12 protein-coding genes and 1 pseudogene are annotated in these 13987 nt (G+C 45.4%); 6 read left to right on the top strand and 7 right to left on the bottom strand.

The window, feature by feature from the left end; translation table 11 throughout:
• Positions 1-249, bottom strand: a pseudogene (locus CHH60_RS30040) (BclA C-terminal domain-containing protein); the annotation flags it as partial.
• Between the two features lie 641 nt (positions 250-890).
• On the opposite strand from CHH60_RS30040, the gene CHH60_RS01665 reads away from it, so the two are divergent.
• The 6 genes from CHH60_RS01665 (at position 891) to CHH60_RS01640 (ending at position 6424) form a co-directional block, all read left to right on the top strand.
• Positions 891-1274: a MerR family transcriptional regulator gene (locus tag CHH60_RS01665; protein ID WP_369680170.1), complete on the top strand. Its 384-nt coding sequence runs from the start codon at positions 891-893 to the stop codon at positions 1272-1274.
• Between the two features lie 67 nt (positions 1275-1341).
• The gene (locus tag CHH60_RS01660; protein ID WP_095357574.1) at positions 1342-2301 is read left to right on the top strand and encodes an SDR family NAD(P)-dependent oxidoreductase; all 960 of its coding nucleotides are present in this window, start codon (positions 1342-1344) and stop codon (positions 2299-2301) included.
• 197 nt (positions 2302-2498) lie between these two features.
• A complete protein-coding gene (locus CHH60_RS01655; protein ID WP_095357573.1) occupies positions 2499-3305 on the top strand; it encodes a helix-turn-helix domain-containing protein in 807 nt (268 codons plus the stop codon).
• Positions 3306-3408: 103 nt separating this feature from the next.
• The gene (locus CHH60_RS01650) at positions 3409-4404 is read left to right on the top strand and encodes an ABC transporter substrate-binding protein (protein WP_176475930.1); all 996 of its coding nucleotides are present in this window, start codon (positions 3409-3411) and stop codon (positions 4402-4404) included.
• 5 nt (positions 4405-4409) lie between these two features.
• Entirely contained in the window at positions 4410-5441 is a 1032-nt protein-coding gene (locus CHH60_RS01645; RefSeq protein WP_441339372.1) for a FecCD family ABC transporter permease, read from the top strand.
• On the top strand, positions 5441-6424 hold the full coding sequence (locus CHH60_RS01640; protein ID WP_095357571.1) for a FecCD family ABC transporter permease: 984 nt from the start codon (positions 5441-5443) through the stop codon (positions 6422-6424). The genes CHH60_RS01645 and CHH60_RS01640 overlap by 1 nt, the downstream gene beginning before the upstream one ends.
• A gap of 109 nt (positions 6425-6533) precedes the next feature.
• On the opposite strand, the gene CHH60_RS01635 is transcribed toward CHH60_RS01640, so the two are convergent.
• The 6 genes from CHH60_RS01635 to CHH60_RS01610 form a co-directional block, all read right to left on the bottom strand.
• On the bottom strand, positions 6534-7520 hold the full coding sequence (locus tag CHH60_RS01635) for an alpha/beta fold hydrolase (protein ID WP_095357570.1): 987 nt from the start codon (positions 7518-7520) through the stop codon (positions 6534-6536).
• Positions 7521-7814: 294 nt separating this feature from the next.
• Positions 7815-8702 (bottom strand): serine/threonine protein kinase, encoded by an 888-nt coding sequence (locus tag CHH60_RS01630; protein WP_095357569.1) that lies wholly within the window; start codon positions 8700-8702, stop codon positions 7815-7817.
• 306 nt (positions 8703-9008) lie between these two features.
• Positions 9009-9611 (bottom strand): acetylglutamate kinase, encoded by a 603-nt coding sequence (locus tag CHH60_RS01625; RefSeq protein ID WP_095357568.1) that lies wholly within the window; start codon positions 9609-9611, stop codon positions 9009-9011.
• A 162-nt stretch (positions 9612-9773) separates the two neighbouring features.
• Positions 9774-10661, bottom strand: coding sequence for a cation diffusion facilitator family transporter (locus tag CHH60_RS01620; protein ID WP_095357567.1), 888 nt, complete (start codon positions 10659-10661; stop codon positions 9774-9776).
• 308 nt (positions 10662-10969) lie between these two features.
• Complete coding sequence (locus CHH60_RS01615) at positions 10970-12397, bottom strand: VanZ family protein (RefSeq protein ID WP_095357566.1); 1428 nt, start codon at positions 12395-12397, stop codon at positions 10970-10972.
• A gap of 206 nt (positions 12398-12603) precedes the next feature.
• Positions 12604-13902, bottom strand: a complete 1299-nt coding sequence (locus tag CHH60_RS01610; protein WP_095357565.1) for an NCS2 family permease — start codon at positions 13900-13902, stop codon at positions 12604-12606.
• Positions 13903-13987 lie beyond the last annotated feature (85 nt).

Genomic DNA, 13987 nt, shown 5'->3' with positions numbered 1-13987 from the left:
ACCAGTAGCACCTGTTGCTCCTTGCGCACCCGCTGCACCCGCGCCTCCGGTTGCTCCCGTTGAACTTGTTGCACCTGTTGCTCCAGTGACTCCTTGCGCACCCGCTGCACCTACGCCTCCGGTTGCTCCCGTTAAACCTGTGGCGCCTGTTGTTCCGGTGACTCCTTGCGCACCCGCTGCACCAATGCTTCCGGTTGCTCCAGTTATGCCTTTAGCTCCTGTTGCTCCGGTAACTCCCGTCACACCCACTGGACCGACACTCCCGGCTGCTCCTTGATCTCCTTTTATTCCTCTATATCCACGTGGTCCTCTCCAACCTCTACATACTCTTTTGCACTTTCTGCTCTTCTTTTTCTTATTATATTTCTTAGAATAAGCATCCCTACTACAGGAAGGTTTATGATCTTGTGGAGGTTCATGATTTTGAATCTGGCTATAACAGGGTTTTGTCTTCTTCAATTTCTTCTTCGTTGAAGAGCGATGGCTGGCCTTTTTCGGTTGCTGACGCAAAGCGTTTTCTTTTATGCGAGTAATCTGATTGAGATCCAATGAAAAGGTCAACTTCAACACACCTCCTTATGCCTAAGATATGCGGTGGTTGAAAACTGGGACTAGGTAAACTCATCAATAAATAGCCTATCGTCATAAAGAAAAATGCTCATATTAACCAAATCCCAACAGCAAGCGAGGCCAAATATAAGAAAACCTCAAAAGGCAATACTATGTATAACCGGGATCACCTTAAGTCTACACTCCATGAATTTAACTCGAGTTAGCTCCCTCCACGCTTTTCGAGCAAACGATTATTTTGTTAGTCTACAAATACCTTGATATATTTATATCAAGAGATATACGTCAAATATATAAAAATCGGAGTTCAAGTTTGTGAGGTGAAGCACGTGTATACCATTAGTGAAATGCAATCTATATTGAATATCAATGCTTCGACTCTCAGATACTACGAAAAAGAGGGGATTCTCCCCGAAATTGAACGTAATGATGGTGGAAGACGAGTATACAGGGAAGAACATCTACTGCTGATGAAATTTCTCCTCTGCTTAAAGGAAACGGGAATGAGCATTGAAGATCTGAAAGCCTATATGAACTTAGGCTATCATGTGGAGACCATGCTTGAAGACCGAAGAGATATTTTAATCAAACACAAAAAAAGCGTAGAACACCAGATCGCCCAAATCCAATCCAATCTGGAACGCATCAATCAGAAAATTGGATTCTATGATGACTTGATTTCGAAGAAGAACCTTCCTGAGTGAGGATGCTTGACTTAAAGTTAACTTTAAGATGTATGTTATGTACACATCACATAAAGGAGAATTACACATGCACTCAAACATAACTTATCGTCGTACTCCTCAGGAGCCCATTACATCAAGTTTCGGAAAACATTCCACAGCAAAAGAAACGCTCCAAGAAATCAATCTAAACAATAAAGTGTGTATTGTAACTGGTGGATACTCTGGCATTGGACTGGAGACCACACGTGCTTTGGCAGAAGCCGGTGCTACAGTTATTGTGCCTGCACGAACCATAGAGAAGGCTCGTACGGCTCTAGCCGATATCCCTCGTGTTGAAATAGAAGTGCTTGATCTCATGGACCCCGCTTCCATAGATGCTTTTGCCAAGCGCTTCCTGGATTCACAACGCCAACTTGATATTCTTATTAACAATGCTGGTATTATGGTTCCTCCTCTGACCCGGGATTTCCGTGGGTATGAATCCCAAATCGCTACGAATCATCTAGGACATTTCCAGCTCACTGCACGTTTGTGGCCTGCCCTTAAACAATCAGGAAGCGCTAGAGTGGTATCGGTCTCCTCATCAGGCATTGTGTTTGGCGGAGTTAACTTTGAAGACCCAAATTTCGAACAAGAGCAATATGAGAAATGGAGAGCTTACGGACAGTCCAAATCTGCAAACTCCCTTTTTGCCGTTTCATTAGATAAATTTGGGTATGATTATGGCATTCGGTCATTCGCTGTACATCCTGGAGCAATCTATACCGATTTGTCACGCTTTTTGTCCGAGGAAGAATTGAATAATTTGGACTTTGGCATGGATCTCAAGACAGAAGAGCAAGGAGCAGCAACGAGTGTATGGTGTGCCACAAGTCCGACTCTGGAAGATCAAGGCGGGGTTTACTGTTTAGATGTGAACATTGCCAGAGCTGTACCTACGGTGCAAGATATGCCGGGTGTACTGCCTTGGGCCATTGACTCTGATTCAGCAGAACGATTGTGGCAGCTTAGCGAGAGTTTAACCGGTGTAAAGTTTGATCTCTAGCCTAACCGGAAGTTTACGAAACGGCACCTTTAATCATCATATTCAATTTGGATACGTCCACTCTAAGCCATAAATTTTATACAAAGCCGCTCCAATGATGGAGCGGCTTCACTTATCTATAATGATACTGACCACCTACACTTGCCAAGCCCTGCAACACCCATGCTATAGTTAATCCAAAAAAAGAGGGAGACTTCATGAGTTTTCAACAATTAAACACCATCATCCCCGTATTTAAGAAAATTGAAATGTTTCATGATCCTTGTCAGATCGTGCCCGATCCAGGCTATGAGAAACTAATCATCATTCGGAAGGGTTATCTGCTCATCATAACAAACACAGGTGAATCCAAACCGGTATCGCACGGTTACGCTTGCCACTCCTCAAAAGGTCCTGTTACCTTACAGCTGCCATCAGGTCGTCAAGCCGAATATGTCGTTATCACTTATGGAATTGTTCCGGTAAATACTTCATGGAATTGGGACGGGCCGCTGCGCCTTCTAAGTGGGATCAAGGTGCAGTATATGGTTGACGCCTTGCTTCAGCTTCAAACCTCTCCGGCGTCCGATGAGGATGAGGATGAAAGTCATGCAAGCAGATTCCGCAGCCGCATGATGCTTGAACGTATCCTTTATTTTTTCATGTATGAAAGCAGGATTAGTGATGATCTGCATTCAGCGGATGCACGCATCGAGAAGTCTGTGCAGTACATTGAAGAGCATTACATGCTGAGATTGACGCTGACCATGCTTGCAGAACGAGCCAGTCTCAGTCCCGGACATTTCAGTGTGCGTTTCAAGGAACGCATGGGCATGACTGTCAGCCATTATCTCAAGCAATTGCGTATCGAAAAAGCAAAGGAGCTATTCGAGCTGGATCGCATGTCTCCAAAGCAAGCGGCACAGAGCGTCGGCTTTGCCGATTATTTTCATTTTAGCCGTACGTTTAAGAATGTGACCGGCAAGAGCCCTGTCGAATATATACGAGATTTGAAAAGAATCTAATAATACGACATGCTTCATCATGGATTTATACATGTTGCTGTTTGAAATGACATGATACTATCTGATAGAGAATAATTATCATTATCATTTCAAGGAGGAACATATGGTACACCATCGCATGAAACATTTGATCTCCCTCAGTCTGATCCTTGTGGTTATGCTGAGTCTGGCTGCCTGCGGGCAAGCTGGCAATACAAAGAATACTTCGGCACAAACGGAAGGCGCAGCTGGGAACAGCACGACCAATGTCTCTGCCGACAGTGGTACTGCATCCGGCGGAATCACTGTGACAGACGCCCGGGGTGAACTGCAGCTGGACAAAGCACCTGAACGAATCGTGGCCATGGACTTCAGCTTCACCGACATGCTTGTCTCATTGGGCGTGCAGCCAGTAGGCATCGCGGATGACGGCACACCTGAGCTGTTCATGGATTCGGTGAAGGACAAGCTTGGTGACTACCTGTCTGTAGGCTCCCGCTACGAACCGAACATCGAACTGATCAGCTCCGTGCAGCCGGATTTGATCATCGTAGACATCAATAAACACGGCGCAGCAATTCCACAGCTCGAGAAAATTGCTCCGCTATTGGTGCTGGACGATTTTCAGGCGGATTATGATCAGATGCTGAAGAACTTCAATATCCTTGCAACAGCGGTTGGCAAGGAACAAGAAGGCTCAGAGCGTCTAGCTGAGCATGAGCAATTCGTTCAAGACATCAAAGCCAAGCTAACAGGCAAGGACCTGACCATTCTGCCCGCTGTCGTCAATCCCACTGGCTTCTTCGGACACTCTGACCATTCCTATACTGGCTCAATCGTGAAATTTCTCGGTTTCACAGATCCATTGCAGAACGAAAAGTCATACCCTGAGTTAACGCTTGAGAACTTGTCCGAGCTTAACCCGCAAGTACTCTTCCTCATGCCGACTGCTGAAGTCACGATTGCGAACGAGTGGGAGAAAAATCCGCTGTGGAACAGTCTGGATGCGGTATCCTCCAAACAAATATATACCGTCGAGCGCCGCAATTGGTCACTCTCCCGCGGTCTGCTCGGATCGGAGCAAATTATGGCTGATATGACAGCCAATCTGGAGAAATGATCAAGGTGAGAATCGGATTTATACCGAAGAGTAGGCAGAACCATTCGATGGTTCTGCTGCTTCTTTTTTTCTCCGCTGTCATGCTGCTTATTCTTAGTTTTCTGCTCAGTCTCAAAGTCGGTATGGCACGGATCAGCTGGCATACGATCTTCGAGGCCCTCTTCTCCGGAACAGGTGACTCGAAGGAGCATCTCTACATACGCACACTTCGGCTGCCACGCGCGGTGCTGGCATGTATGATTGGAGCACAGTTAGCTTTGGCAGGTCTGCTAACTCAGATTGTGACCAAAAATCCGCTCGCTTCACCGCATGTATTCGGCATCAATGCCGGAGCATCGCTGGCCGTCGTCACAGGAATGCTCCTCTTTCCTGCAGCCAGTCTACTGTCCTCCATCGGGCTGGCTTTTGCAGGAGCCATGCTTGGTGCTCTGGCGATCTGGATGCTTTCGGGCCAAGGAGCGCAGCAGCACGTTATGCTTGCTCTGGCAGGCATTGCTATACACTTTCTGTTTGCTTCGCTTACCGAGGGAGCTATGATTCTGAACCAGTACAATACAGAGAGTATGATTTTCTGGCTGGCCGGATCGGTCAATCATGCCAGTTGGCAGCATATTCAACTGTTGGCACCTTTGCTGGGCATCGTGCTGCTGCTAGTCGTCCTGCTACTACCTTCTCTGCGTACGTTGGCATTGGACGATGAAGTTGCTATCGGATTAGGGACCCGACTCAAAGGTGTGCGTGCATTTGCCATGATCCTCGTTGTGCTTTTGGCCGGATCAGCTGTGGCAATCTGCGGCCCAATCGGCTTCGTCTGCCTGATCGTACCGCATGTCGCCCGTGCAATGCTTGGTTCCGGCTCTTCGCCTGGCGTTCTTCTGACACTTGCGATGCTGCTTGGCAGCATCCTACTACTGCTTGCCGACGTGATGAGCCGGTTGATTTCCTTCCCGTTCGATTCCCCGGTAGGCATTGTCATGGCAGTTATCGGGGCTCCCGTCTTTATCTATCTCGCTCGCAGGCAAGGAGGGAAAGGCTGATGAGCAATAACTGGATTCTCGGTTCAGGCATCATTCTGTTATTCCTGCTTGCCCTTGTTTCGATTGCTGCCGGAGCTGTCCCCATTGCACCAATAGACATAATCAGCGGGCTGACTGACCCTAATAGCCGATCCTATTTCATCGTACATGAAGTAAGACTGCCGCGTACACTGGTCGCCATTGCAGCTGGAAGCGGCCTGGCTGTAGCCGGAGCCATTCTGCAAACCATCCTGCGCAATCATTTGGCCAGCCCGGATGTAATTGGTATAACACAAGGCGCAAGCTTTGCCGCAGTCTCGGTCATTTTTCTGTTTCCGGCAGCAACAGCAAGCATTTTGCCTGCTGCTGCATTTGGCGGAGCACTATTGTCCCTGGCTATTCTTATCCTGATCAGCCGCAGACTGACACTTGCACCCGCAACACTTGCACTCGTTGGTGTCGCCGTAGGTTCTGTATTTCAAGCGGGTGTGCAGTACTATATCGTTACCTATCCTACCAATGTCAACATGGCGCTGCTCTGGATGTCGGGCAGTCTCTGGGGAAGAGGTTGGGAGCAATTACGACCACTTGCACCACTCCTCCTTCTGATACTGACGATTGCCATCGGCAACGCCAAAAAACTGAATATTCTGGAAGTCGGTGATGCAATAAGCATCTCACTTGGACTTCTTGTGCGCCGGGAGCGGTTATGGTTGCTCTTACTTTCCGTCTGTCTAACAGGCGCTTCCGTATCGGCGGTAGGGGCCATCGGATTCATTGGCCTGCTAGCCCCACATATAGCCCGAACGCTTGTCGGTACACAGAACCAGTGGCGCCTGCCCATGGCTGCTGTGATTGGCGCCATACTGATTGTTCTAGGCGATATAGTGGGCCGGATCCTCATTATTCCGCGCGAAGTGCCTGCAGGAATCGTGACGTCCGTGATTGGAGCACCGTACTTCATATATTTACTCCAGAGAGCAAGGCGAATAGGCAGGCATTAATGCCTGCTGGTTTGAGACGTATGTAAACACCAGGAAGCGAGCCGTGTACTGCTAACACGAGCTCGCTTCTTTTTTGTTTTATGGTAAGTTCAACAGGTTTCTGCCCTGTTTATTTTAATACACTGGTGAACTCCTTGATTTTTTCAGAGATTTCTTGGGGATGGGAACGATACAAGTAATGTCCCGCATCCATTAGGACCATTTCTGCATGAGTAGAATCCTTTATTTGCTTCTCATGTTCGGGAACCCATTGATCCGTTGCAGCGTTATTCGCTTGAACAAAGAGGAGAACAGGTAAGTTTTGAGGGAACGATAGCTTCTCGGCTTCAGTAAAGTTGGTATACATGTGCTCTGCCTCGTTCAACTGCGTGTTGTTATACATGTTTTTACGTATGAAGATGTCTATTTGCTCTTTGGTTTGTTGATCATATGGCAGTCCTTCATAAGGGTCCGTGCTTAATTTTAACTGTATGCGGTGGAAGCCCAGGTTACGAAACCATTTAATCGGAGTTGTCACCGATGAATCAATGGTCTGTTCTTCTTTCAGCGTTGGAACACTGCTATCCAGCCCGATAAATGCTCTCACCTCATCCGGATATTGGTTCACATAATCCAGACTATAGATCCCTGATATGGAATGCCCCATGAGAATGTACCGGTCAATATGGAGGCTTTGTAATGCTTCATGAATTTCACTTACGATATTTGCAGTGCTGCGCTCCTTCTCGGTCTGATCGCTCAATCCGTAACCAAAAGGCTCTACGACGACGACTTTGTAAAATGGTGATAGTTCTGTAATGAGCGGTTTAAAATCAAGCGCAGGTGCCGCAGTTCCATAACCGGGTAACAGGACGACCGTCTCTTCGCCTTTCCCCTGAATCGAAACATTCATCTGTTTCCCGTCCACAGATACAAGCTGACCGTAGGGTTCCGTTCTTTTTTGTTCTGAATAACTGCTAACCTTGTTAAATGTATACACGCTGGCTACAAAAAGCAGGATGGCTATAACGATTGCAGCGATGATTTTAAGTAAAATATGTAACACTTTCTTGAATAATGTACGATTCCTTACTTCCTTTGCTGCTTGTAGTGTCAATCTCTTTCAGCTCCTCTTGTCATCTGTACATTGACTTTCCGGTCCACTGATGCAAGTCTAACCAACCAAGTTGTCCTCTGAATGAATACAATATGAACGGAGTATGAACAACATAAAATGCAAAGAGATGAAGTTCCTAAACTCTTTCCAGACGTAAAAAATCAGCCCATGTAATTAAAAAAAGCCGCTAAATAGCGACTTTTAGTCAGGAAATGTTCAATTGTTAAATCCCTTTGTACTCAAGTAACTCTGAAAAAAAGGACATGACTTTGAAGCTCCTAAACTCCTAAGCTCTTATAAGTCCAGTGTCTTGTTTTTAGCTGCATTCCAAGCAATGAAAAATTCACGGACACATCTGTATCGTTGATCACGATCCTGACTAACCGCTCGTAAAGCGACTTCATATAGCGATCTGTTTGCTTCCCATTTTGCAAATGAATGATCCATCTCACCACCCAGCAGCCCGAATGCAATGGCTCCCATGGTAAACACATTCGTTCTCGCATCAATAGACGCCCCCCGTGTGAACTCTTCCGGTGCCTTTGAGCGTGCTGCTCCCCAAAAGTTCTCTCCCATGTCATTGACAGAAGGAGCCGCTCTATAGAAGTCAATATCACAGATCTTCGTTTCATCCGTTGTAAAATCATACAGAATACTACCGTCATAAAAATCAACAGCAACGTATCCTTTGGACTCCACGTGTTGATGAAACTCAAATATCTTATCCAGTGAATGCAGCCTTTGCTCAACAGATAGCTGTTTATATTTATAAAAGGGCGATTCCGGATGACTATGTTTCGCTTCACCTGCAAATAACCAGTGTGAATGCAGGCATTCGCCAGTAAACCATTCAAAAATGGCAGCATACCCATTTCTCGTTTCAAAATGATCTATAAGTTCAATGAGATTAGGATGGGCCAAAGTATTGTACAGTGGCATGGCACTCCTTAGCCTGGAAATTGCATCTCCGGGATTACCCGAAAAATCCATGGGTCTGCAACCCGCATATTTAACAAATCGCTTCTTGCCGTTAATCTCAACTCCAAAACTGATGTTACCCGAGTCCTGCTGGTCAAACACGCTAAAGACGGTACCAAGCGATTGCAGCCATGTGAAATCATGGTCTTCTTGAAGTTCGAATGATACACGATTCATCTTGAATGGAATCGATTTTTGACCCATACTATCGTCCCCTCACCATTTGGGGGATTCACGCCGTTTATAGGGCTACTTAAACGTGTTCCCCCCATTTTGATCTGCCCTGTTATCGTATAAATGTCTTCTCATAAGACATCACTCCTCTCATATCCTGTACCACTATTATCCATATTAATGCAAATTTAGCAAACCTCCATCGGGTGAGGAACTCCTCGTATTTTACTGAATCATTGAGAATCGAAAAAAGTCGCTTAAATAGCGACTTATTGTTCTAATGCTCTTATTTAACTATCCAGATAATTGAATTGGATTGCTCTTCATGCATGTTGATTAATACTGAAACACCGCCGGGAATTGTTGTACAATTCCCATTGTCATCATGTCCGCCATCTCTAACGCCTGTTGTTGAATGGAATCACTTATTGCAACATTTCTTACGTAATCTTTCGCTATCCGAGTTGCCACCTCTTCCGTGAGGAGACGTAAATGTTCATGCATCATTCGTTGCCATTCGATTTGAGACCAGTATGGATTAATTTGTGCCAGAAAGGCTGCTATTGCATCTGCATTCGCATACCACCGTTTCTGAGCATCTTCTGCAGCTGTCGTGTTACCTGATTTCAAGTTACTAACAAGTTCAGCCGCAATGGTTAAATGTTCTCTGAACAACGTTTCAAATCGCTTGGCAATAGCCGTCCCGTACAACGGTTCAAGCAACATGGCGAAATCACTTGGATTGCGTAAAAGTCTTGCAGTTGTTGGCTGGACATCCTCAAGCCCATCGACGATACTGTTTACGGTTAATCTCGTCCAGAACACATGCTGTTCCCATAATGATCTGAGCTTCCTGTTTAGTTCGACACTGGCTGGCGTCCAGCTCAAATGATCTGATTTTCGATAGACAGGATAATAATACGTTGGAACATAATTCATCACGATCCGTCAGCTCCTTTTCTACAACAATATATAGGCAATAGCCTTCAATGGTGCATTCTAATGAGCAAAGTTGATACTTTTGTCATTCCTAATTATTGATGAAAAAAATAAAAAACCAATGGACGAGTTAACGTCCACTGGTTTACATCTTCTAATCGTTTACACGGATTCTTCCCATATCTCGGGTTCAACATGTACATGTACAGTATACACGTCGTGTTCTCGGAGCAATTCGTCTTCAACATCGGTGCATATATCGTGTGCTTGCTGTAGGTCCAGGTCAGAACGAACCGTAATAACGACGTCTACAACCGCATTATTTCCGTAGCTTCTCGCTCTTACATCTTTCACTGTCTCTACCCCATCAATCGTAGCAATGGTTTTTCTGTACTCCCGAATAAGCTCCACATCAAAGCCGTCTGTTAAATGGTGTGTAGCCTCTTTGAAAATGTCCCATGCTGTTTTACAAATGAGGAAACCTACGATGACTGCTGTTACCGGGTCAAGCCAAGGCAGACCAAACTGCGAGCCTACAATTCCAATGACGGTACCGGCACTTACCCAAGCATCGGATATATTATCACGAGCTGCTGCCATAACAGCCTGGCTTTTGATTTTGGTAGCAAGTCGTTTATTAAACCGATAGACCAAGTACATCACAACTGCACAGAAAATGCCTGTATATGCGGCAATCAGATCCGGCGATTCATTTTCCCCTTGAAAAACGGAACCAATGGCTTCAAATAAAACTTGTAAACCAACAGCCATCATGATGAACGAAGCAACTAACGATGCAACGGTCTCCGCTCTCCAGTGACCATATGTATGATCCTTGTCTGCTGGACGTTGAGCAAGCCTGAGTCCAATAAGGACGGCGATCGAGGCCACAATATCGGTTGCGTTATTCAAACCATCTGCTTTGAGCGCTTCCGAGCCTGCGATGGAACCAATAACCAGTTTTAATGCAGTCAGGCATATATAAGCAATGATGCTAATAATGGCTCCTAGTTCACCCATTTTTAGATTGTCGTACTTCAGTTGATCCACGAATAAAATCCTCCTGCAATCCCCAGTCTTCTAGCACGTTTTTGATAGTATCATCGAGAGATTATGTGGGTCTAGAGAAACGTTTTGGGCACAGTGAAACATAATCTGAACGCGGCAAGACTGTTACAACAAACTAAAAGAATTGGAGCGGGTAAACTTTTCCCGTGTATAGAACTACAATTAGAAAAAGCGAGCCGTCTGCTCGCTTTTTCTACAATCCTGCATCTCATCCCGTTTTTTTGTTCTTCACGTATCTAGTTCATATCGTGAGTCTTCATCTTGGCCAATTCCTTATTTCTCTTTAGTAGTCAATTCTTCAAGGCCGGAATCAGAGTACTCCACTCTTCCCCATTAACGGTTCCCTCGAATTGGTACACTGGCTGGTAATAACCTTTTGAATCGTAGGTATAAGTCAGCTCATAACTCTTTACAATCAAATTGTCGCCTTTTTGCAGATCATTATACATGTAGAAATTCCCTCTGAGAACTTCTTCATACGCTTGCGCCGGACTGCTCACATCAACGGTACGAATATATTTATTTTTATTCATGGAATAGAACAAATCCTGTGGAATAAGACCCTCTGCCGCAGGAACAATGATGATCATCCCATGATCAAAGTCTCGCTGTTCTGTTGACATTTCGGAGTTGGTCATATGCAAATCCCATCGAACGGTATCTTCATTTTGTGTACTAAATTCAGCTTCCTTAGGCAGTAATCCATGCTGACTTAGCCACTTACCGTAGGTGGTTCCTTTTTCTTCCAGAACCTCCACCTGCATTGAGTTCGTCGCATACTGATTAGGTGCCAACGACCAATTACCGCTATTCACGTTGTAATTAAAGGTGTAATCGGTCCCTCCGCTGTCATACAGACTCCAGATCCGGTTGAATCCGTCAATGGAGATGTGACCTCTCTGCTGCAGTTGAAAATGATCACTCAGTAATGAAACCATCTGCTTGGCATACTCCATGTTATGAATCTCAAAGCTTCGATATAGTGCTACGGGTTCAGCGTGGTCGGGCAGTTTCGTGTCTAGCGTCACATTGACCTCATTCATTTTCTGCGATGTGGCTGGACGAATGGCAAGGTTCCCGAGCTCTTGGCTGGAATACATGATGAGGGCCCCTGTAAATAACAGTACAAAGGTCAAAGGAATGCAGAACGCACGAAACATAGCTTTGAGGGATATTCTCTTTTGCTGCCTGATATCAAGGATTGCACTCATCAACCCGTATCCCGCTAAACTGCCGAGCGTATTGTGCAATATGTCATCCAGTTCAAAAATTCCTCTGCCCGTCACCATCTGGAATGTTTCTATACCTATTGTGATCATCAGCGATATGATGAATATCGACTTGAAGCCACGTGTCTTCATTCCCAGAAGCGGAAGCAGGAAGCCTAGCGGTGCGAACATCAACATATTGAAAATAATAAGCTGGAATTCGCTCAGGGACCATTGATTCCATGCACTTACATAGCCGCTGAACAACTCCAGGTTTACCCATCCGTCAAAATTAGCCCCTCTGCTAAATGTTGTTAACATCATGACCATGATCAGCCAGCCCATCAACGAAAATGAGGCTATAAACTGCCATAATTTTATGATGCGTTTTCCACCTCTTTTTCTGTACAACCTATACGCCATAAACACGATTCCCAAGGCCATGAGACCGACTATTAATGCAACACCCATGACAGGCAATAGTTTCTGTATCACTTGAATGAAATCCATCTGTAACTCCTCCCATAATCATTGGCTATACTGAGCAGCCATTTATGGTTCAAGTATACCGACAATGGAAAAAAGCTCCTATCTATCAAGCTTTCATGAATCTTTCAATCGTGTAAGATTGTGCTTGATATCCAAACAAAATAAAACAAAAAAGGAGAGCCGCCTGTATAATTACAAGCAGCTCTCCTTCTATTTTAAATCGTTTTTTAGTGATCCAGAAATACAAGCTGGATGAAGAACAATACCGCAAACACGTAGAATACCGGATGAACATCCTTACCTTTACCACGAAGCAGCTTCAGAACGGGATAGAAGATGAATCCTACGCCAATACCTGTCGCAATACTGTGCGTTAGTGGAGTAAGGATGATAATCAGGAAAGCAGGAAATGTTTCTTCGAGATCCTTCCAGTTGATTTTGCTGATAACACTGATCATGAAGTACCCGACAATAATCAATGCCGGAGAAGTAATTGCCGGAATACCGGATATTACACTTACAATAGGTGTGAAGAACAGCGTAAGCGCAAGCAGCACACTTACCGTTACTGCCGCCAGTCCCGTTCTTCCTCCCGCAGCTACCCCTGTGCTGGACTCGATATAAGCCGATGTTGGGCTGGTTCCGAGCAAGGCGCCGGTGGTTGTTCCTACGGCATCTGCCAAGAGTGCACCGCGTGAGCGAGGGAATTTCCCGTCCTTCAGGAGTCCTGCCTGTTCTGCAACACCAAGCATCGTTCCCGTTGTATCAAACAGCGTGATTAACAGGAAGGTGAAGATGATCGTATACAAGCCATTCGAGAATACACCTGCCAAATCCAGTTGGAAAGCCGTTGCTGTAAGTCCTTCCGGCATGGATACGATTGATTCAGGCATTTGAAATAGTCCCATCATCCAGGCTAGAATCGCTGTAACCACCATTCCGATGAACAGATAACCTTTTACATTGTAAGCCATTAACACAACCGTAATAATCAACCCAATAATCGTCAGGTAGGTCATTGGCTCTGCCAAGTTCCCGATGGTAATCAAATTCGATTCCGAATCGGCAATAATTCCCGCATTTTGCAAGCCTACTGTCGTAATAAACAGACCGATCCCTGCTGTAATCGCATGCTTAAGACTCGCCGGAATGGCATCAAGCAGCATGTAGCGGAAAGAAGTAAGTGATAAAACAATAAATAAAAGCCCTGCGATAAATACTGCGCCCAGTGCAACCTGCCAAGACACACCATATCCCGCAACTACACTATAGGCAAAGAATGCATTCAGACCCATACCCGGCGCGATAACGATCGGATAGTTGGACCAAATCCCCATAATCAGCGTTGCCACAATGCTCGCCAGTACCGTTGCAATGAATACCCCGTTGAACTCCATCCCCGTGCTGCTGAGTATTCCCGGGTTTACGATCACTATGTATACCATCGTGAAGAATGTCGTGATCCCTGCGATGATTTCTGTTGAAACACTCGTGCCTCTTTCTTTCAGTTTGAACCAGTTGTTCATGGTAAAGCCAGCCTCCAACTTTCAAATTATTTCTGGATTAGATAAAAACAAAAAAATCCTAATCTTCGTATAGGATTGTAAATTT

Origin of the sequence: Paenibacillus sp. 7523-1, from assembly GCF_002276415.1 — a bacterium.
GTDB classification, from domain to species: domain Bacteria; phylum Bacillota; class Bacilli; order Paenibacillales; family Paenibacillaceae; genus Paenibacillus; species Paenibacillus illinoisensis_A.
The sequence above is the reverse complement of the archived record's forward strand: the minus strand, read 5'-3'. Positions and strand labels throughout refer to the sequence as shown.